The organism is Bacillus sp. FSL H8-0547 (assembly GCA_038002745.1).
Taxonomy (GTDB): domain Bacteria; phylum Bacillota; class Bacilli; order Bacillales; family Bacillaceae; genus Bacillus_P.
On the sequence record JBBODD010000001.1, the window covers coordinates 2255082 to 2274795 of the forward strand.

The 19714-nt window shown below is 46.6% G+C and carries 20 protein-coding genes, 1 tRNA gene and 1 pseudogene; 20 read left to right on the top strand and 2 right to left on the bottom strand.

The window, feature by feature from the left end; genetic code table 11:
- Positions 1-3: 3 nt before the first annotated feature.
- The 18 genes from MHB63_11055 to MHB63_11140 all read left to right on the top strand — a co-directional run bounded on the left by MHB63_11055 (position 4) and on the right by MHB63_11140 (position 16082).
- A complete protein-coding gene (locus MHB63_11055) occupies positions 4-954 on the top strand; it encodes a nucleoside recognition domain-containing protein (protein ID MEK3807071.1) in 951 nt (316 codons plus the stop codon).
- Positions 944-1585, top strand: coding sequence for a pyrophosphatase PpaX (gene ppaX, locus MHB63_11060; GenBank protein ID MEK3807072.1), 642 nt, complete (start codon positions 944-946; stop codon positions 1583-1585). Before MHB63_11055 ends, ppaX begins: the two co-directional genes overlap by 11 nt.
- 3 nt (positions 1586-1588) lie before the next feature.
- Positions 1589-2119, top strand: a complete 531-nt coding sequence (locus MHB63_11065; protein ID MEK3807073.1) for an acyltransferase — start codon at positions 1589-1591, stop codon at positions 2117-2119.
- Between the two features lie 740 nt (positions 2120-2859).
- Positions 2860-4035 (top strand): ATP phosphoribosyltransferase regulatory subunit, encoded by a 1176-nt coding sequence (locus MHB63_11070; protein MEK3807074.1) that lies wholly within the window; start codon positions 2860-2862, stop codon positions 4033-4035.
- The gene (hisG, locus tag MHB63_11075) at positions 4028-4669 is read left to right on the top strand and encodes an ATP phosphoribosyltransferase (protein ID MEK3807075.1); all 642 of its coding nucleotides are present in this window, start codon (positions 4028-4030) and stop codon (positions 4667-4669) included. The genes MHB63_11070 and hisG overlap by 8 nt, the downstream gene beginning before the upstream one ends.
- Positions 4666-5934 (top strand): histidinol dehydrogenase, encoded by a 1269-nt coding sequence (gene hisD / locus MHB63_11080; GenBank protein ID MEK3807076.1) that lies wholly within the window; start codon positions 4666-4668, stop codon positions 5932-5934. The genes hisG and hisD overlap by 4 nt, the downstream gene beginning before the upstream one ends.
- Positions 5935-5946: 12 nt before the next feature.
- Positions 5947-6534: an imidazoleglycerol-phosphate dehydratase HisB gene (gene hisB, locus MHB63_11085; protein ID MEK3807077.1), complete on the top strand. Its 588-nt coding sequence runs from the start codon at positions 5947-5949 to the stop codon at positions 6532-6534.
- The gene (hisH, locus tag MHB63_11090) at positions 6535-7170 is read left to right on the top strand and encodes an imidazole glycerol phosphate synthase subunit HisH (GenBank protein ID MEK3807078.1); all 636 of its coding nucleotides are present in this window, start codon (positions 6535-6537) and stop codon (positions 7168-7170) included.
- Complete coding sequence (gene hisA, locus MHB63_11095; GenBank protein MEK3807079.1) at positions 7167-7904, top strand: 1-(5-phosphoribosyl)-5-[(5-phosphoribosylamino)methylideneamino]imidazole-4-carboxamide isomerase; 738 nt, start codon at positions 7167-7169, stop codon at positions 7902-7904. Before hisH ends, hisA begins: the two co-directional genes overlap by 4 nt.
- Positions 7901-8659, top strand: a complete 759-nt coding sequence (hisF, locus tag MHB63_11100) for an imidazole glycerol phosphate synthase subunit HisF (protein MEK3807080.1) — start codon at positions 7901-7903, stop codon at positions 8657-8659. The genes hisA and hisF overlap by 4 nt, the downstream gene beginning before the upstream one ends.
- Positions 8656-9285, top strand: coding sequence for a bifunctional phosphoribosyl-AMP cyclohydrolase/phosphoribosyl-ATP diphosphatase HisIE (gene hisIE, locus MHB63_11105; GenBank protein ID MEK3807081.1), 630 nt, complete (start codon positions 8656-8658; stop codon positions 9283-9285). Before hisF ends, hisIE begins: the two co-directional genes overlap by 4 nt.
- A gap of 230 nt (positions 9286-9515) precedes the next feature.
- Positions 9516-10985 (top strand): tetratricopeptide repeat protein, encoded by a 1470-nt coding sequence (locus MHB63_11110; GenBank protein ID MEK3807082.1) that lies wholly within the window; start codon positions 9516-9518, stop codon positions 10983-10985.
- A 101-nt stretch (positions 10986-11086) separates the two neighbouring features.
- Positions 11087-12037 carry a thioredoxin-disulfide reductase gene (trxB, locus tag MHB63_11115; protein MEK3807083.1) on the top strand — a complete coding sequence of 317 codons (951 nt, stop codon included), beginning with the start codon at positions 11087-11089 and terminating at the stop codon, positions 12035-12037.
- Between the two features lie 346 nt (positions 12038-12383).
- Positions 12384-12842, top strand: coding sequence for an 8-oxo-dGTP diphosphatase (locus tag MHB63_11120; protein ID MEK3807084.1), 459 nt, complete (start codon positions 12384-12386; stop codon positions 12840-12842).
- A gap of 55 nt (positions 12843-12897) precedes the next feature.
- The gene (gene rapZ, locus MHB63_11125; protein MEK3807085.1) at positions 12898-13785 is read left to right on the top strand and encodes an RNase adapter RapZ; all 888 of its coding nucleotides are present in this window, start codon (positions 12898-12900) and stop codon (positions 13783-13785) included.
- Positions 13785-14744 (top strand): YvcK family protein, encoded by a 960-nt coding sequence (locus MHB63_11130; protein ID MEK3807086.1) that lies wholly within the window; start codon positions 13785-13787, stop codon positions 14742-14744. The genes rapZ and MHB63_11130 overlap by 1 nt, the downstream gene beginning before the upstream one ends.
- A gap of 104 nt (positions 14745-14848) precedes the next feature.
- On the top strand, positions 14849-15799 hold the full coding sequence (gene whiA, locus MHB63_11135; protein MEK3807087.1) for a DNA-binding protein WhiA: 951 nt from the start codon (positions 14849-14851) through the stop codon (positions 15797-15799).
- A 25-nt stretch (positions 15800-15824) separates the two neighbouring features.
- Positions 15825-16082 carry an HPr family phosphocarrier protein gene (locus tag MHB63_11140; GenBank protein ID MEK3807088.1) on the top strand — a complete coding sequence of 86 codons (258 nt, stop codon included), beginning with the start codon at positions 15825-15827 and terminating at the stop codon, positions 16080-16082.
- Between the two features lie 863 nt (positions 16083-16945).
- On the opposite strand, the gene clpP is transcribed toward MHB63_11140, so the two are convergent.
- Both clpP and MHB63_11150 read right to left on the bottom strand, forming a co-directional pair.
- Positions 16946-17545 carry an ATP-dependent Clp endopeptidase proteolytic subunit ClpP gene (gene clpP / locus MHB63_11145; protein MEK3807089.1) on the bottom strand — a complete coding sequence of 200 codons (600 nt, stop codon included), beginning with the start codon at positions 17543-17545 and terminating at the stop codon, positions 16946-16948.
- 186 nt (positions 17546-17731) lie between these two features.
- On the bottom strand, positions 17732-18751 hold the full coding sequence (locus tag MHB63_11150; protein ID MEK3807090.1) for an STAS domain-containing protein: 1020 nt from the start codon (positions 18749-18751) through the stop codon (positions 17732-17734).
- 213 nt (positions 18752-18964) lie between these two features.
- On the opposite strand from MHB63_11150, the gene MHB63_11155 reads away from it, so the two are divergent.
- Positions 18965-19040 (top strand) — tRNA-Arg (locus tag MHB63_11155).
- 167 nt (positions 19041-19207) lie between these two features.
- Positions 19208-19714, top strand: a pseudogene (locus tag MHB63_11160) (N-acetylmuramoyl-L-alanine amidase).

The following is a 19714-nucleotide window of genomic DNA, read 5'->3' on the forward strand; positions in this document are numbered from 1 at the left end:
GGGATGTTTCTGATTACTAGCTTAAAAAAGGGATTTCAGGCAGGGCTTCAGACAACTTGGACGCTTGGAAAGGTGATTTTCCCCGTTACGCTGATCGTCAGCCTGCTTCAGCACACACCCGTTCTTCCCTGGCTGATTAAGCTGATTCAGCCGGTCATGGGGATTTTCGGGCTTTCAGGGGAAGCGGCCATTCCGCTTGTGCTTGGCAATATGCTGAATCTGTATGCGGGAATTGCTGCGATTTTAACGCTTGATTTATCGGTGAAAGAAGTATTTATCTTAGCTGTCATGCTTTCTTTTTCACATAATTTGATTATTGAATCCACCGTGGCTGCCAAAGTCGGCATCAAGATCTGGGTGATTCTGCTTGTCAGAATCAGTCTTGCTGTCAGCTCGGCGATTATGATCAATCTCCTGTGGAAAGGCGGAGCAGAGACGGCTCAGTACGGGTTTATTCCGAAGCAGGCGGCTGCTCCGGAAGGCTATCTGGAGATTGGGCTCAGCGCCGTTCAAAAAGCAGGCCTCGGTATCGTGCAGCTTGCGCTGATCGTCATTCCTCTGATGGTCGTTATTCAGTATTTGAAGGACAAAGGTTTCCTGACGGCCTTTTCAAGATGGATGGCGCCTGTCACAAGAATGCTCGGCATGAAGGAAAATACCTCTATGACGATGGTTGCGGGTTTAACAATCGGTCTCGCGTATGGTGCCGGAGTCATGATCAAAGCGGTGGAAGAGGACGGGGTCAGCTACAGAGACCTGACGCTTGCTTTTATTTTTCTCGTGTCCTGCCATGCGGTTGTTGAGGATACGCTGATTTTCGTACCTCTCGGCATTCCTGTGCTTCCGCTGTTGATTATCAGGATTGTGACAGCCGTTCTTTTGACAATGGCAGTCGGGGCGATCTGGGACAGATTTGAACATACAAGCAGAAAGGAAGCAACTTATGAAAATTAACACCGTATTGTTTGATCTGGACGGAACATTGATCAACACAAATGACTTAATTATTGAATCATTCCTGCATACGTTAAATCTTTACTATCCAAATCAATACGGGCGGGAGGATGTGCTTCCGTTTCTTGGCCCGACTCTTCATGAGACGTTCGTGAAAATGGATCCGATGCGCGTAGATGAAATGATCAGCACCTACCGCACATTTAACCATGATCAGCACGACCGGCTTGTCACACAGTTTGAAACAGTGTACGAAACGGTTCAGGCTCTGCATGAAAAAGGCTTCAAGCTTGGCATCGTGACGACGAAAATCCGGAACACCGTGAACATGGGGCTTGAGCTGACCGGACTCGGCAAGTTCTTTGAAACGGTCGTCACACTTGATGATGTGAAACATGCGAAGCCTCATCCTGAACCCGTCCTGCTTGCTCTCGAAAAGCTGAATGCTTCCCCCGAAGAGGCGATAATGGTCGGCGACAATTACCATGATATTGATGCGGGAAAAGCAGCTGGGACCAAGACAGCCGGTGTAGCATGGACCATCAAGGGAGCAGCGTATTTGGAAGGCTTTCAGCCGGACTACATGCTTAACAAGATGAGCGATCTGTTAAGCGTGCTTGGAGAGGAATAACTCTTGAGAAGAACGACTAGGTATCCTGTTAAAGGCCCGAATTCACTCTGGCACGTTTATAAAACCGTACCTTTCTGGAAGGTTGTCCGCAATTTCACTGTCATCCAGCTTGCGCGCTACACACCGTTCTTATCCATGAAAAATTGGATGTACCGCAGGCTCCTCGGCATGAAGGTCGGCGAGCAGACATCCTTTGCCCTGATGGTGATGCTTGATGTGATGTTTCCGGAAAAAATTAAAGTCGGCAGAAATACGGTCATCGGCTACAATACCACGCTGCTTGCCCACGAATACTTAATCCGCGAGTACAGGCTTGGGGACATCGTAATCGGCGACGAAGTCATGATTGGCGCAAACTCCACCGTTCTCCCCGGAGTTGAAATAGGCGACGGTGCCATCGTCTCTGCCGGCACCCTTGTCCACAAAGACGTACCCGCAGGAGCATTCGCCGGAGGCAACCCGATGAGAATCATCTACACAAAAGAAGAAATGGCGGAACGGAATGAAAAAGATCCGCTTCGCGAAAAACAATGACACTGGCTGCGGCCAGTGTTTTTTTGTTGGTTTCTTTTTAAAATTTGCGTCATTAGTATATTTAAACGGAAATCCGATGAGCGAAAAACAGTGGGAGGGGCACAAAAACAGTTGGATTGTTCCCTTCAGCGAGGGGAAACCAGAGTTAGGCCCGAAGCAGAGCTTTAAATTTAAATCACCAGTGGACTGCAGCGGAAGAAACTTGACTCCTTGTCCAGCTGCAGCGCCCAACTCCTCTGTCAGAACAAAATCCCCCAAAAAGGCGGGACCCGGACTTTTCGGGTGATTTCTTATCTGACTGCCGGAGCAAAACGGGCGCTTCCGCTTTTCTACGGGATGAAGAGGGCTCTGAAGATCCCGCAAGCGCAGCGAGGAAGCTTCAGGCACTCCCCGCGGAAAGCAAGTTTCTGGAGCGAAAGGGAACGGGTACGCTTTGAAATCTACAATCAGCTTAATAACAGACTGCTATTAAAAAAAGACAAAAAAAGGACCGGCCTGCAACATCCAGGCCGGTTTTCTATGATCATTGGGGGAAATATTACTTTCTATATACCCGGATTTCAAGCAGTTAAACCTAATCAAACGTTTGTTTAAAAACTTTTTTAAAAAGGAAATCAAACAAACAGAAAGAATAAGAAAGAAACATTATGACTTGCGAACCCGGCTTTATTTTGGTAGCATGTTACTATATTAGCGAACTAAAGGATTCGGAACTTTTCGTGAAAGAGGTGCAGCAGAGGATGTTTATGTTTGAAAAACCGCTTGGCATGAGGGATACACTGCCATCGCTCTATCATACAAAAAAACAGGTCAGGGAACGGATGACCGATGCAATTGGAAAATGGGGCTTTCAGTTTATTGAAACGCCTACACTTGAATTTTACGATACTGTCGGTGTTCAATCCGCCATTTCAGAAGGCAAGCTATTTAAGCTTCTCGATCAGCAGGGACACACGCTCGTCCTCCGGCCTGATATGACTGCGCCGATTGCGCGTGTGGCAGCATCCCGGTTTTATCAGGAGGATTATCCGCTGCGTCTGGCGTATGATGCGAACGTCTTTCGCGCACAGCAGCGCGAGGGAGGGCGTCCGGCAGAGTTTGAGCAAATCGGAACGGAACTCATTGGAGATGCAACGACAAGCGGTGATGCGGAAGTAATTGCCCTTATGATTGCCGTTCTGAAAGAGGCCGGTCTGCGTGATTTCAAGGTTGCCATCGGCCACATCGGATTTGCTGATGCCCTTTTCAAGGAGATCCTTGGGAATCAGGAGCGGGCAGATGTACTTCGCCGTTTTCTTTACGAAAAGAACTACGTGGGATACAGAGAACATGTGAAAGGATTGCCGCTGTCTTCCATTGATAAAGGAAGACTGCTTCAGCTCCTGCAGCTTAGAGGCGGCGAGGATAAACTCGCACTTGCGTCTGAGCTTGCTTCAAGCAAAGAAGCAAAAGAAGCGGCTGCAGAGCTTGAAAAACTGTGGCTGCATCTGAAGGATTTTGGAGCAGCGGAATCTGTGAAGCTTGACTTGAATATTGTCAGCCATATGAGCTATTACACAGGTATTCTGTTTGAAGTGTACGCAGGAAACATCGGATTTCCTGTCGGCAGCGGAGGTCGGTACAACAAGCTGCTTGAACGCTTTAACACTCCGGCTCCGGCAACAGGATTCGGTATCAGGCTCGACAGGCTCATTGAATCGCTTGGAGAAGAAGACAAACAGCCTGACATTCACTGTATCCTTTACAGCGGGGAGAGAAGAGCAGAAGCCATTACACAGGCTGCACATCTCCGCGGACAGGGAAAACAGGTGACGATGCAGGATATTACGGGTGTCAATGATGTTGACTCCTATACGAAGCAGTTTACGGACGTGAGTTATTTTATCGGATCAAGAAAGGGAGAGCAGGATGAGTAACATGCTGACGATTGCCATGCCGAAGGGAAGAATTTTTGAAGAAGCGGCTGATCTGCTCAGAAAAGCAGGGTACAAGCTGCCGCCTGAATTTGATGAATCGCGTAAACTCATTCTTGAGGTGCCGGCTGAAAAGATGAGATTTATCCTTGCTAAGCCGATGGATGTTGCCACATATGTTGAGCACGGGGTAGCGGATATCGGGATAGCCGGTAAAGACGTGATGCTTGAGGAAGAGCGGGATGTGTACGAAGTGCTAGATCTGAACATCAGCGAGTGCTACCTGGCTGTAGCCGGTCTGCCGGGGGGCAGCGGCACAGGTGCAGTGGCTCCTAAAGTGGCCACGAAGTATCCCGGAGTTGCTTCCTCTTATTTCAGGGAGCAGGGAGAACAGGTTGAAATTATTAAGCTTAACGGATCGATTGAGCTTGCGCCTTTGATCGGGCTTGCCGACAGGATTGTCGATATCGTTTCAACAGGACGCACGCTTAAGGAAAACGGTCTTGTGGAGTTTGAGAAAATTTGCAGCATTACCTCGCGTCTGATTGTAAACCCTGTAAGCTACAGAATGAAGGATGAACAGATTGATGAGCTTGTCAGCCGTCTTTCAGCTGTTGTAGAGGGGGATGCACTATGAGAATTGAGCGACTAACAGGCGCGTCCGCATCATTAAAACGATCCATTGATTCAGGGACAGAAACTCAGCGTGATGCGGTGAAATCAATTATTGAAAAGGTGAAGCAAAAGGGAGATGCAGCCCTGTTTGCTTTTACGGAAAAATTTGACGGCGTGTCACTGTCTGGTTTAAAGGTAACGGAAGCTGAAACTCAGGCTGCCTATCAGGAATTAGATCAGGAAACGGCGGATATTATCCGCGAAGCGGCTGCAAATATCCGTTCATTTCACGAAAAGCAAAAGCGCGAGTCGTGGATGACGTATAAAGAAGACGGGACGATGCTCGGGCAGAAAATCACGCCTCTTGACGCGGCGGGTGTTTATGTACCGGGCGGAACGGCTGCCTATCCTTCCTCTGTTCTGATGAACGTCATTCCGGCTCAGGCAGCGGGTGTGAAGCGGATCGTACTTGTATCCCCGCCGAATAAAGAAGGCACGTTGCCTGCAGGCGTCCTCGTCGCCGCAAAAGAGCTTGGCGTGGAGGAGATCTACAAGGCCGGCGGAGCGCAGGCAGTTGCAGCCCTTGCATACGGCACAGAAACTATCAGACCGGTTGATAAAATAACGGGGCCCGGAAACATTTATGTAGCTCTGGCAAAAAGAGAAGTATTTGGAGATGTTGCGATTGATATGATCGCGGGTCCGAGTGAAATTGTGGTTCTTGCCGACAAAACCGCTGTTCCGGGAGAAGTGGCGGCTGATCTTTTATCACAGGCCGAGCACGATGCCCTTGCATCAAGCGTGCTTGTCACAGATTCAATGGAGCTTGCCGAGGCCGTTTCTTCAGAAGTGCAAAAGCAGCTCCAGACGCTTCCGCGCAGAGAAATCGCGTCTGCATCGATTGAAAATTACGGGTATATCTATGTCGCGGATTCACTTGATGAAGCAGTTGCGGCTGTCAACGAACTGGCGCCTGAGCATCTTGAGATTCTGACAGAGAATCCGATGGAGATGGTTGGCAGCATTCGTCATGCGGGAGCCATTTTCCTTGGAAGGTACAGCTCTGAGCCCGTCGGCGATTATTTTGCAGGCCCGAATCATGTTCTGCCTACTAACGGTACGGCACGGTTCTCAAGTCCCCTTTCTGTCGATGATTTTATCAAGAAAACGAGCATCATTTCATATAGTGAAAAAGCTTTTGCGCAGTCAGCGGAAAAGATTGCGGCCTTTGCCCGTCTTGAAGGTCTTGAAGCACATGCACGCGCCATTGAGGAGCGCTTAAAATAGGAGGATGTCAAAATGGAACGAACAGCAAGTCTGCAAAGAACGACGAATGAAACCGATATTTCCCTTTCTCTTGCGATAGATGGAGAAGGAATCTCAGAACTCAATACAGGCGTGCCGTTTATGACGCACATGCTGGACCTTTTTACAAAACACGGCCAGTTTAATTTGACCGTTGCAGCAAACGGCGACACGGAAATTGACGGCCATCACACAACTGAAGACATCGGCATCTGTCTTGGACAGGCCTTCAGAGAAGCTCTTGGAGATAAGAGAGGCATTAAACGCTACGGTCAGGCGATGGTTCCGATGGATGAAGCACTCGCCCAGGTTGTGGTGGACCTCAGCAACCGTCCTCACTTCGAGCTGAAGGGAGAGTTTCCGAGTCCGACAGTCGGCAATTTTGATACAGAGCTTGTTCATGAGTTCCTATGGAAGTTTGCTCTTGAAGCCCGCATCAATCTTCACGTCATTGTCCATTACGGCCGCAACACACACCATATGATTGAAGCTGTTTTTAAGGCACTGGGAAGAGCGCTTGATGAAGCATCAACGATTGATCCGCGGATCAAAGGAGTGCCGTCGACGAAGGGAATGTTGTAAATGATCGGGATTATAGATTATGGCATGGGGAACCTCTACAGCGTCAGCAAGGCGCTTGAACGCCTGAATGTTTCCTATTTCATTTCTGACAGCCCTGAAGAGCTTGACCGGGCGTCCGGTCTTATTCTTCCGGGAGTAGGGTCATTTAAAGACGCAATGGCCATTTTAAACGAAACAGGATTGGCAGCGTACATAAAAGAGGCTGCACGTGCAGAAAAACCGCTGCTCGGCATTTGCCTTGGCATGCAGCTGCTGTTTGATTCGAGCGAGGAAAACGGCCTCACAGAGGGACTTTCCCTTTTGAAGGGGACCGTCGTTCATTTTCCGGAAGATGTCATGAAAAGAGATCAGCTGAAGGTTCCTCACATGGGCTGGAACAGACTTCGCCTGAACAGAGAGAGTGAATTGCTGGATGGGATTGAGGAAGGGTACTCCTATTTTGTCCACTCCTATTACGTAAAAGCAGAAGCTGATGCCACAGTGATTGCAGCCGCAGACTACGGTGTGGAAGTACCGGCAGTGGTTGGCGAAGGAAATGTCTACGGAACACAGTTCCACCCTGAAAAGAGCAGTCATACTGGAATCGGCATTCTGAGGAACTTTGTTAAAATTGTTGAAGAGAAGGTGAAACCATGAGTGAATTTATCATCTATCCCGCCATTGATATGAGGGGAGGCAAATGTGTCCGTCTCATACAGGGAGATTACGCAAAGGAAACGGTGTATGGCGATTCTCCTTTTGAAATGGCGAAAGTATTTGCTGAAAAAGGAGCCGAGTGGATTCACATGGTGGACCTTGACGGTGCAAAAGCAGGCAGGCGTGTGAATGACAATCATGTGATTGAAGTTGCACGAAAGCTTAATGTGAAGGTGCAGATAGGCGGAGGGATCCGCTCTGAGGAAGATGTGGACTATTACCTTTCAAATAGCGTTTCCCGCGTCATTCTTGGCAGCTCCGCTATCTCAAATCCGGAATTTGTGAAAAAAATGCTCTCCAAGTACGGCGAGAAAATTGCAATCGGCATTGATGCGAAAGACGGTTTTGTTTCAACGGAAGGCTGGGTGGAAACCTCGACTGTGAAAGCGACTGAGCTTGGAATGGAGCTTGCTGCAGCCGGTGCTGAAACCTTCATTTTCACAGATATCGCGACAGACGGCATGCTTTCCGGACCGAATGTGGATGCTGTGTGTGAAATGGCAAAAGCGACAGGCAAAGAAGTGATCGCATCAGGAGGAGTCAGTTCACTGAATGACCTCGTCATTCTAGCTGCCTTCGCGGCAAACGGCGTTGCCGGAGCGATTGTCGGAAAAGCGCTCTATACAAACCAGTTTGATCTGGCGGAAGCGCTGGAAGAGGTGAAGCGGGCATGATCACAAAACGCATTATCCCATGCCTTGATGTCAAAGACGGCAGGGTCGTAAAGGGCATCCAGTTTTTAGGTCTTCGTGACGCGGGAGATCCTGTTGAACTGGCGAAGTTTTACGACAAAGAGGGAGCAGACGAGCTTGTATTCCTCGATATTTCTGCATCCCATGAAGGCAGAAAAACGATGGCAGACGTTGTGGAGAGTGTAGCCGCGCAGCTTGCGATTCCCTTTACGGTTGGTGGAGGCATCAACTCCCTAGAGGATATGAAACGAATTCTTCGTGCAGGAGCCGATAAGGTGTCTGTCAATACTTCGGCGGTGCTGCGTCCGGAGCTGATTACAGAAGGCGCCCGCTTTTTTGGGTCCCAGTGCATCGTCGTTGCAATCGATGCAAGGTTTGATGCGGAATCGGGAACTTATTTGGTGTACACACATGGCGGAAGAGAGAAAACAGACTGGGAAGTAACCGAATGGGCAACAGAAGCAGTGAAGCGAGGAGCCGGGGAAATCCTGCTTACGAGCATGAACAGCGACGGAGAAAAGAGCGGGTTTGACCTGAAGCTGAACCGGATGGTAAGCGACGCTGTAACGGTTCCCGTGATTGCATCCGGTGGTGCCGGCAATGCCGATCACTTTGCTGATGCATTTAAAGAGGGAAAAGCGGATGCCGCACTGGCAGCTTCTATTTTTCACTATAAAGAAACGTCCGTAAAAGAAGTAAAAGACTACTTAAAAACGCAGGGAGTGTTAGTCAGATGAACCTGGAATCCGTAAAATTCGATCAAAATGGCTTAGTCCCTGCCATCGTACAGGATGCAGCAAGCAAAGAAGTTCTTACACTTGCTTATATGAATAAGGAATCTCTTCAAAAAACAATCGAAACGAAGCAAACGTGGTTTTACAGCCGTTCAAGACAGGAGCTCTGGAACAAAGGGGCAACTTCAGGCAACACCCAGGAGGTTGAGGGGCTGAAGTATGACTGTGATCAGGATGCCCTTCTTGTATTAGTGAAGCCTGCAGGTCCTGCATGTCATACCGGCGCCTATTCCTGTTTTTCCGAAACGCTGTTCGGCAAGGCGCAGGAATCAGGTCCCGACCGCTTTAACATCCTGAGCACTCTTGAAAAGCTGATTGCAGAGCGTGAAGCTGAAATGCCTGAGGGCTCCTATACAACCTACCTTTTCACAGAGGGAGTAGACAAAATCCTCAAAAAAGTCGGCGAGGAAGCATCTGAAGTCATCATTGCCGCCAAAAACCGCGACGCGGAGGAGCTGAAATGGGAAGCAGCCGATCTGCTGTTCCATCTCATGGTGCTCCTCAGAGAACAGAAGCTGCCGCTCGATGAAGTTCTGAGTGTGTTGAAAGAGCGTCATGCTTCAAAGTAAAGCCCTTTATTTTGGGGCTTTTTTTGTTGTGAGTGACCTGTTGAGTTCTCTGCAATCCTGCGGGAAAAAAGGTACAAGCGGATTATCCTGTTCTGCTTGCAAATTGTTTGCCCCGCTGTTCTTTTGACCATGATAGAACAAGAGCTTTTAATTTTTGCCACCTGCTATTGTTGTACTTCCCCAGTGTGGTATACTAACCTACGGCAGAAGTAAAGAAATGGAGGATTTCAGTGGGTAAACAATCAACCAACAGTGAACAGAAAGCGCAGATTGTCCCTTTCTTCCAAGACGGACAGTACTTTTACCGTAAGGGCATGAAAGCCTATCGGGAGCGAGACGTATTAAGAGCGGGCAAGTGGATTGAGCGTGCCATAAAGCTTGAGCCTGATCATATCGTGATGCTCAGCCAGCTTGCAGCCATCTATACCGAACTTGGAAAATATCAGCAATCAAACGAGCTTTTAACATATATTCTAAAAAACCTTGATAGCGGGTTATCAGAGTGCCATTACTTTATGGCCAATAATTACGCGCATCTGGGTCTTTTTCATGAAGCCTATAAATGTGCGACAGAATACCAGTCTAAGGAGCCGGACGGCGAATTTATCGAAGAAACGGAGGATCTTCTGGAGCTTTTGACAATTGAAAGCGCGGATGAGGAAGATCTGTTTTCTGATTCTGACGAACTGATCGTGAAGCAGGATGCAGCAAAATCCCTTCTTGAGAACGGAAAGCTTGAAGAAGCCATTGTGCTTCTGAAGGAAATTACGGCAGACTTTCCTGAGTTCTGGTCTGCCTACAACAACTTATCCCTGGCCTATTTTTACATGGGAGATGTCGATCGGGCGAAAGAACACCTTGATATGGTGCTGGATAAAAATCCCGGCAACCTTCATGCATTGTGCAACTTGATGGTGTTTTATTATTATGAGCGCCAGGATGACAAAGTGGAAGAACTCGCGCAGCGCATGGGGAGAATCCACCCGATTCTGTTTGAACACAGATATAAGCTTGGTGCGACATTTGCTCTTGTCGGACAGTACGAGCTTGCTTATAAATGGCTGAAGGCAATCTACAGACAGGGATTTGACGGTGACGAAACGTTTTACTACTGGCTTTCTTATTCCGCTTATTTTACTGGAAGAGAACAGTTTGCCAGAAACTGCTTTGACCGCGTTCTTGAGATGAATCCCGAAAAAGAGGGATCAGAGCCGTGGGCTAAAGAGAAAAAATCAGTGGAGCGGCCGATGACCATGCCGATTGAAGAGCGTCTGCTGGCCATTTTTTTAGCAGCTGAAACGAATCAGCTCGATCAAATTCAGGTTTTTAAAACATCAAAAATTCCCCAGTCTGCATTCGAAAGAGAGTTTATGGATCTCGCAATTGCGCATGTTAATGGGGAGATCAAAAAAAGCGTGTCTGAGAAATCCAGATTCACCTACCAAGCAGCACAGGTTCTCTTCAAAAACAACAAGGGTCTGAATGAAGGACTTTACTTGTTCTTCTTTAAGACGGCTCTGAAAGCAAAACGTGAAGAGCTGCCTTTAAGCAACCATCTTGCATGGGCAGGAGCACTTGAGTATGTATGGAAGAAGGAAAACGGCTATAAAGTGACACAGACGGAAACGGCTAAACAATACTCCATATCCGGCAAAACCCTGTCCAAATATTCAGCTTACATCCGGAACCTCTGGTCGTGAGCAAATAAATGGCATGAAATCCTTATCTTTTATAGGATAGGAGTATGGGAGAAGCATCCCGTATACGAACTATTTGTGCGAACCCAAGGAGTGATTGAACGATGTCTGAAGAAAAAATCTATGATGTCATTATTGCCGGTGCTGGACCTGCCGGAATGACAGCAGCTGTATATACGTCAAGGGCAAACCTTTCAACATTGATGATTGAGCGCGGCGTGCCAGGCGGCCAGATGGCCAATACGGAAGATGTGGAAAACTATCCGGGCTTTGACCATATTCTCGGACCTGATCTGTCAACGAAGATGTTTGATCATGCGAAGAAATTCGGTGCCGAATATGCTTACGGGGACATTAAAGAAATCATCGACGGCGAAGAATACAAAACCGTTGTTGCCGGAAGCAAGCAGTACAAAACGCGTGCCGTCATTATCTCAACAGGTGCCGAATACAAAAAAATCGGCGTTCCGGGCGAAAAAGAGCTTGGCGGACGCGGCGTTTCCTACTGTGCAGTATGCGACGGCGCATTCTTCAAAAACAAAGAGCTGATTGTCATCGGCGGAGGTGACTCTGCGGTTGAGGAAGGTGTGTACTTAACACGCTTCGCATCTAAAGTAACAATCGTCCACAGACGTGATGAGCTCCGCGCTCAGAAGATTCTGCAGCAGCGCGCGTTTGATAACGAAAAGGTTGATTTTATCTGGAACCACACGGTGAAAGAAATCAACGAAAAAGACGGCAAGGTAGGAAGTGCCACTCTTGTGAATACGCAAACCGGCGAAGAAACAGTCATGAAAACAGACGGCGTGTTCATCTACATCGGCATGCTGCCGCTTTCTAAACCGTTCCAGTCAATCGGCATTACAAACGAAGAGGGCTATATTGAAACAAACGACCGCATGGAAACGAAGGTGCCGGGTATTTTCGCAGCAGGAGATATCCGTGAAAAATCCCTTCGCCAAATTGTTACAGCAACAGGCGACGGTTCTATTGCCGCACAGAGTGTACAGCATTACGTAGAAGAACTGATGGAAAAAATTAAAGCGGCAAACTAATCCCTTTAAAGCTTTAAACAAGTTCATAAAAACGTAACTCTGTTTTAACTCTCCTGTAACACCACTGAAATAATAATGGGGTACTATATAAATAGTAATTGACCCCCTTTTATAAATATTTTTTGAGTACGGGCGCCCTTTCCCGTACTCCTTTTTTTTGTCCAAAAAACTGAAACATTCCTTCGTACATGCCGTATATATACTTAAGTGCTGTTTCCAGCAGAAAACAAGAAAATAAAAATCGTGCCGCAAGCCCCCGTTCATTGTGAGGCTGTGCGCAAAATAGTATAATAAAAAGGAAGAAAAACAATGACGGCCTGCCGATTAAATCCAGAGGTGAAGAGTTTTGCAAAGAGTGACGAATTGCGTATTAGTACAGGACGATAAAATTCTTCTCCTGCAAAAACCGAGAAGAGGATGGTGGGTGGCACCCGGCGGAAAGATGGAGCAGGGTGAATCAATTAAAGACACTGTCATACGGGAATATCGCGAAGAAACAGGCATATATTTAAAAAACCCAAAAATCAAAGGCATCTTTACCTTTATTATTAAAGAAGGAAATGAAATTGTTTCCGAATGGATGATGTTTACGTTTTTCGCTACTGAATTTACAGGCGAAAATGTGGACCAGTCCGAAGAAGGAAAGCTGAAGTGGCATTCACTTGAAGAAGTCACAGAGCTTCCAATGGCTCCGGGAGATCATCATATTCTTGAATTCATGATGAAGGGGGCAGGCTTGATCTACGGCACATTCACATATACTCCTGATTTTGAGCTGCTTGCCTACCGCCTGGATCCGCAGTAGTCTGCTCAGACATACCAATATACACGTAACGAGAATGTGAGAGGAGGCAATCAAAATGAGTACAGGCAGTGTTCAGGACATCAAGATGGTCATTATTACAGGCATGTCCGGAGCTGGAAAAACAGTGGCGATTCAGAGCTTTGAAGATCTTGGCTATTTCTGCGTGGATAACCTTCCGCCGACGCTGCTGCCTAAATTCCTTGAACTGATGAAAGAATCGGGATCAAAGATGAACAAGGTTGCCCTTGTAATGGACCTTAGGGGAAGAGAGTTTTTCGAAAGCCTGTTTCAGGCGCTTGATGATATAGCTGAGACAACCTGGATCAGCCCGCAGATCCTGTTCCTAGATGCAAAGGATGCAACTCTTGTGACACGCTACAAGGAGACACGGAGATCCCATCCGCTTGCAACGACAGGTCTGCCGCTTGAAGGCATCAAAAATGAGCGGGAGCTGCTTGAGGAGCTGAAAGGCCGTGCACAGCTTATTTTTGATACATCAGAACTGAAGCCTCGCGAACTCAGAGAAAAAATTCTGAAGCAGTTTGCGGAAGATGCCGAGCATACCTTCTCGGTCAATGTGCTTTCATTTGGTTTTAAATACGGGGTTCCGATTGATGCGGATCTGGTTTTTGATGTCAGATTCCTCCCGAATCCTCACTATATCGACCATATGAGGCCAAAAACAGGACTTGAAGAGGAAGTCTCCTCTTATGTCCTTAAGTGGACGGAAACGCAGAAGTTCCTTGAAAAAGTGCTTGATCTGCTGACGTTCATGCTGCCTTACTACAAGCGGGAAGGCAAGAGCCAGCTTGTTATTGCGATCGGGTGCACAGGCGGACAGCACCGTTCGGTCACATTGGCGGAACACATTGCGAAGCATTACAAAAACGATTACCAGACGCACGTATCACACCGTGATATTGAGCGCAGAAGCCGTCATTAATGACAGCTCCTTCTAATCGGCCAAATGTTGTTATAATCGGCGGAGGAACCGGTTTATCTGTCCTTCTGCGGGGCTTAAAGGTATACCCTGTGGATATTACAGCGATTGTGACTGTAGCAGATGACGGCGGAAGCTCTGGCCGGCTCCGCGATGAACTGAGTATTCCGCCGCCGGGTGACATACGCAATGTGTTAGCTGCGCTCTCAGATGTGGAACCCCTTGTTGAAAATTTGTTTCAGCACCGCTTCAATAAAGGCAACAGTCTGACAGGGCACTCTCTTGGGAACCTGATTCTTGCCGCCATGACGAACATCACGGGAGATTTCTTCCACGCGGTCACCGAGATGAGCAAAGTGCTGAATGTCCGGGGAAAAGTCCTTCCGGCTGCAAACAAAAGCGTTGTGCTTCATGCAGAGATGGAAGATGGCACCATTGTCTCCGGAGAATCTAAAATTCCTTACTCAGGGAAAAAGATCAAACGGGTCTTTCTTTCACCCGAAACGATCGAGCCCCTCGAGGAAGCAATTGACGTCATCCGAAAGGCAGACCTGATTCTTATAGGACCGGGAAGTCTTTATACAAGCATACTGCCGAATCTGCTCGTGCCCAAACTCGGTGATGAAGTATGCAAGGCGAAAGCCAAAAAAGTGTACATCTGCAATGTGATGACACAGGCCGGCGAAACCCTTGACTACACAGCATCTGATCATGTTAGAGCACTCAACGACCATATGAAATGCAAGTTCATCGATACAATTTTAGTGAATGATGAAGTGATTCCTGATATGATGAAAGCATTATATGCAGAAGAACTGGCAAAACCGGTAAACTATGATATAGAGGCACTCCGTGAACTGGGTCTTGAAATTGTCCACGATAAGATTGTCTCCTATGAAAATAACGTCATTCGGCATGACACCGTAAAGGTAGCAAAGCTCCTGTATGAGATGATTACTTAATAGATTTCGGCACTCCGCGGAGCCTGCAGAACAATCCGCGGAAAACGGCAAAAAAATAAAGAGTGCAAACGAATGCATTCATACTGATTGGAGGGTGCAGAACGATGTCTTTTGCTTCTGAAACAAAAAAAGAACTGACTAACATAGAACTTAAACCATGTTGTTTAAAAGCAGAACTGTCTGCACTCATCCGGATGAATGGCTCTCTTTCTTTTTCGAATCGAAAATTGATTCTAGATATTCAGACTGAAAATGCAGCAATAGCCAGAAGAATTTATACTCTCTTAAAAAAGCAGTATGACGTTTCTGTTGAACTGCTTGTCCGGAAAAAAATGCGTTTGAAAAAGAATAATGTCTATATCGTTCGGCTGATAGAGAAAGCCCGTGAAATTTTGGAGGATTTAAGCATCCTTGGGGAGAATTTCACCTTTATTAGAAGCATTTCCGAAGATCTCGTTAAAAAGAAGTGCTGCAGAAGATCGTATATCAGAGGGGCATTCCTTGCAGGAGGTTCAGTGAATAATCCTGAAACATCCTCATACCATCTGGAAATTTTCTCTCTGTACAAAGAACATAATGATGCACTGTGCGAGCTGATGAATGTTTTTAACCTGAACAGCAAAACACTTGAGCGGAAAAAGGGGTATATCACTTATCTCAAGGAAGCGGAAAAAATCTCCGAGTTGTTAAGTATCATTGGAGGCCATCAGGCGCTGCTGCGCTTTGAGGATGTACGCATCGTGAGAGATATGAGAAACTCCGTAAACAGGCTCGTCAATTGTGAAACCGCTAACTTAAATAAAACAATTGGCGCTGCGATCCGCCAGGTTGAAAATATTAAATACATTGATGAAAAAATGGGTCTTGAAGCTCTGCCTGATAAATTAAGCGAAATTGCAAGACTGCGGGTAGAGTATCAGGATGTCACGCTGAAAGAGCTCGGAGAAATGGTATCGAGCGGCAAAATCAGCAAATCAGGCATAAACCATCGCCTGAGAAAATTGGACGAAATTGCAGAACAGCTTAGAAACGGCCAGCCGGTAACAATCAAATAAAAAGGGGAAAGCAGAGGGGATTTACATGGCTCAAAAACAGGTCGAAGTTCGTTTGAAAACAGGCTTACAAGCACGTCCCGCAGCGTTATTTGTACAAGAGGCCAACAGGTACGCATCAGATATCTTCCTTGAGAAGGATGGAAAAAAGGTTAACGCAAAAAGCATCATGGGGCTCATGAGCCTTGCCATCAGCTCAGGATCAACCGTCACACTGATTGCAGAAGGCCACGACGAAAACGAAGCACTTGAAGTTTTAACGGAATACGTAAAGCAGGAAGCTTAAAAACGGCCATTGGGCCGTTTTTTTTATGGCGCAAGTTTACCGGCAGGTGACTGTAATGGTCCGGTGCAGCAAATCAACTGGAAAATGCTCGAGAGGCATGCTAGAAAAAAGGTAGTTTGCGCCTGTATGGGAAGTTGGTCGTAAATTAGGGAAAGTTGGTAGATACGCAAACAAAGTTGGTTGTAAAATGCTCATAGTTGGAAGTATTGCACTCATTGTTGGATGTAATGCAACTATTTTTATGAATCGGGACTGGGCAGGTGCCTGATTTATCTGCCTGATCAAGCACAGTGCAGCAAATCAACTGCCGAATGGCCAAGAACTTGCTAGAAAAAGAGGTAGTTTGCGCCTGTATGGGAAGTTGGTCGTAAATTAGGGAAAGTTGGTAGATACGCAAACAAAGTTGGTTGTAAAATGCTCATAGTTGGAAGTATTGCACTCATTGTTGGATGTAATGCAACTATTTTTATGAATCGGGACTGCGCAGGTGCCTGATTTAGTTACCTGACCAATTAAAGAGCACTAAATCAACTGCTAAATGGCCAAGATCTTACTAGTAAAAGAGGTAGTTTGCGCCTGTATGGGGAGCTGGTAGTAAATTAGAAAGAGTTGGTAGATACGCAATCAAAGTTGGTTGTAAAATGCGCGAAGTTGGTTGTATTCCACTCATTTTTGGAAGTAACACACTGAGCTCTGTTAATCAGGACTGCGCAGGTACCTGTTTTAGCTATTCGACCAAGTCCAGTGCACCAAATCAACTGACAAATGGCCAAGATCTTGCTGGAAAAAGAGGTATCCAGCGTTCGTTTGGCTCTAAAATCCAAATAAAAAAGAACGGCACAATGCCGTTCTTTTTGCACTTTTTATTTTTTGTCTGCTAACGTATTGCGGTCCATGACTTTGTCAATCAGGCCGTACTCAAGTGCACGCTCTGCTGTCATGAAGTTGTCGCGGTCTGTGTCGCGCGCGATGACTTCAATCGGCTGGCCTGTGCGGTCTGCAAGGATTTGATTAAGCTTGTCGCGAAGGAAAAGGATGCGTTTTGCAGCAATCTCAATTTCCGTAGCCTGGCCTTGCGCTCCTCCAAGAGGCTGATGAATCATGACTTCAGAGTTTGGAAGGGCATAACGTTTGCCTTTGGCGCCTGCTGCAAGAAGGAATGCTCCCATAGAAGCTGCCATACCGATGCAGATTGTTGATACTTGCGGCTTGATGAACTGCATTGTATCGTAAATGGCCATACCGGCAGTGATGGATCCGCCAGGGCTGTTGATGTAGATGGAAATGTCTTTTTCCGGATCTTCTGCTTCTAAGAATAAAAGCTGAGAAACGATTGAGTTTGCAACGTTATCATCAATTCCGCTTCCAAGCATGATGATGCGGTCTTTTAAAAGACGTGAGTAAATATCATATGCACGTTCACCGCGGTTTGTCTGTTCAATAACTGTAGGAATTAAATTCATCGTATTTCCTCCTTTAAAGTAAAGGTAAATTTATGTACTCTCATCATACAACTAAGGTCAATAAAGGTCAAACGAAACGCTGCCGCCTGAGCATCTTTAAGGCACCTCTTATGTATATGTCAGAGCTAGTAACTGTAACCATGTTACCCAATTTTTCTTTTTTTCAAACGATTGGAGAAGAAGGAGCTATTTTTTTGAGATATGCAGTCCTTCCTGTGCCAGGGCGTAGTGAATGCCGTGTTTAAGCGTAGAGAGGCATGGAATGTTCTGCATCTGATACCGCGAGCTGACGATTTTCATGCTGAGTTCGGGTGAAATGCCCACTAGAATGCATGAAGTTCCAAGAAGCGCAGAAGCCTGAACAAGCTTTTGAAGCAAGTCGATTGTAAACTCGTCCACTTGTGAAATAGCTGTCAGATCAAGAATAAGAAACCTCGCTTTATACTCGGGCAGGTTAGAGAGCGTTTTTGTTAAAAGCTCCTCAGCTCTCGCTTCGTCGTATCTTCCGATCATCGCAAGGACGATGATGTTGTCAAGAACTGGGATGATTGGTGAAGAAATTTCCTTTACCAAATCAACAAGATCGGCTGTCCGCTTAGCAACACTTTGTTCCAGTGCAATCATGTCAGCCCTTTCCTGCTCCTGAATCAGTGAGCGGATATTTCGCTGGGGAGTGATTCCGGAAGGCGAAAATTCAAATTCTGAATACGGATCTCCGCTTGTCTGGCTTTTCACCACTCTGTACCAGACGGTTTTCCCGAACAGTCCGCTTAGGACGCCGGCCCAGTGACCGGCCAGGAACGAACCCTCCACCGTCTTGCCCTGAGCTTTGTTCACCTTATACTCCCAGCCATTTTCGATCCTCACTACAGCTCTGCAGTCGTCATAGGACAGAACATCGATCGCGGTTTTACCCCAGCCGGCTGTAACATATGTATTCGGCAGGCTCTTTAAGATATCCTCTGTTTTTCCGATGGATCGCTTATAAAAGTCGCTGACAATTTCTCCTGTACGGTACCCTGCCGTTTCAAGTACCACTCTTGCTGCTTGTTCCCCGGAAATTTCTTCAATTGAATCAAGAAATGTTTTAAATGCCGTATTGATCCAGAATAATACGACTTCATCTCCTTCAAATTGGTAGGCTGCCTGTGATAAATCCCAATCAAAGGAAGAACCGTTTACATTTATTGAATAGCGGTCTGTCATTATGTTTTATCTCCTTTATTCTGCTGTTGCTTTTATAAACCCTTTACCCGTTCTGCCGCTGTTGTAAAGCCTGTATTTCTAATCATACAATAGAATCTGCCCGCCTGTATATTTTGGAAGTGCATAAAATATAGCGCTTTCTGGACACAAAGAAAAATAACGCTTGAAACAGGCAAAGGTTTTGTCGTATAATAGCGCTACTGGCCAATACGTGCGCTCGTAGCTCAGTTGGATAGAGCGGTGGTTTCCGGTACCACGTCTGTCGGAGGTTCGAATCCTCTCGAGCGCGTCTAAATGATAGAGAGCTGTTTCCTTAGGGAAGCAGCTCTTTTTCATTTTTTAAAAGAACGATCAGTCGAAACTGCTAGACTTTCAAGGAAACAGGCTCATGCATCAGGGTAAGTGCCTTTCCAAAACTCCTCACTCTATCATCTACTATATAAAGGAGTGATAAAAGTGAGTGTTTCGGATAAATATCAGATCGAGCAGCGCTATATTCGAATTGGAAATTCGAGACCGGGAACAGGTCTGACCGGCCCGCTCTTCATTGTTGCACATGAGACCGCTAACAACTCTGCAGATGCTGATGATCATTTTTCCTATTTTAATAACTCTCAGCCGAGTGCGTCTGCCCACACATTTATAGATGATGGAAAAATTCTTGAGATTATTCCTCTGAATGAAAAAGCCTATCATAATTTATATACAAATCCTGAGGACAACCGGCTCTTCGGGGCTGATGCAAATGATGCGGCAATTGGAGTGGAACTCTGCCGCACGGGCGTTTTTCGTGAGGCATATGACAGGTATGTCTGGTACCATGCGTACCTTTGCCGCAGGTTTGATCTCGATCCTTCGACTAAAATTGTCGCACACAGTACGCTTGACCCTCGCAGGCGCTCAGACCCTGAAAGCTGGCTTGTACCGAACGGAGTAACGTTCGCGCAGTTTTTAAGGGATGTC

Bases quoted from the DNA above. Each gene is read 5' to 3' on its own strand.
- rapZ (MEK3807085.1), top strand. From the start codon at position 12,898: ATGAGTACAGGCAGTGTTCAGGACATCAAGATGGTCATTATTACAGGC.
- MHB63_11140 (MEK3807088.1), top strand. From the start codon at position 15,825: ATGGCTCAAAAACAGGTCGAAGTTCGTTTGAAAACAGGCTTACAAGCA.
- ppaX (MEK3807072.1), top strand. From the start codon at position 944: ATGAAAATTAACACCGTATTGTTTGATCTGGACGGAACATTGATCAAC.
- hisH (MEK3807078.1), top strand. From the start codon at position 6,535: ATGATCGGGATTATAGATTATGGCATGGGGAACCTCTACAGCGTCAGC.
- MHB63_11130 (MEK3807086.1), top strand. From the start codon at position 13,785: ATGACAGCTCCTTCTAATCGGCCAAATGTTGTTATAATCGGCGGAGGA.
- MHB63_11070 (MEK3807074.1), top strand. From the start codon at position 2,860: ATGTTTATGTTTGAAAAACCGCTTGGCATGAGGGATACACTGCCATCG.
- hisIE (MEK3807081.1), top strand. From the start codon at position 8,656: ATGAACCTGGAATCCGTAAAATTCGATCAAAATGGCTTAGTCCCTGCC.
- hisB (MEK3807077.1), top strand. From the start codon at position 5,947: ATGGAACGAACAGCAAGTCTGCAAAGAACGACGAATGAAACCGATATT.
- clpP (MEK3807089.1), bottom strand. From the start codon at position 17,545: ATGAATTTAATTCCTACAGTTATTGAACAGACAAACCGCGGTGAACGT.
- hisG (MEK3807075.1), top strand. From the start codon at position 4,028: ATGAGTAACATGCTGACGATTGCCATGCCGAAGGGAAGAATTTTTGAA.
- hisF (MEK3807080.1), top strand. From the start codon at position 7,901: ATGATCACAAAACGCATTATCCCATGCCTTGATGTCAAAGACGGCAGG.
- MHB63_11150 (MEK3807090.1), bottom strand. From the start codon at position 18,751: ATGACAGACCGCTATTCAATAAATGTAAACGGTTCTTCCTTTGATTGG.
- hisA (MEK3807079.1), top strand. From the start codon at position 7,167: ATGAGTGAATTTATCATCTATCCCGCCATTGATATGAGGGGAGGCAAA.
- trxB (MEK3807083.1), top strand. From the start codon at position 11,087: ATGTCTGAAGAAAAAATCTATGATGTCATTATTGCCGGTGCTGGACCT.
- hisD (MEK3807076.1), top strand. From the start codon at position 4,666: ATGAGAATTGAGCGACTAACAGGCGCGTCCGCATCATTAAAACGATCC.
- whiA (MEK3807087.1), top strand. From the start codon at position 14,849: ATGTCTTTTGCTTCTGAAACAAAAAAAGAACTGACTAACATAGAACTT.
- MHB63_11055 (MEK3807071.1), top strand. From the start codon at position 4: ATGTTTCTGATTACTAGCTTAAAAAAGGGATTTCAGGCAGGGCTTCAG.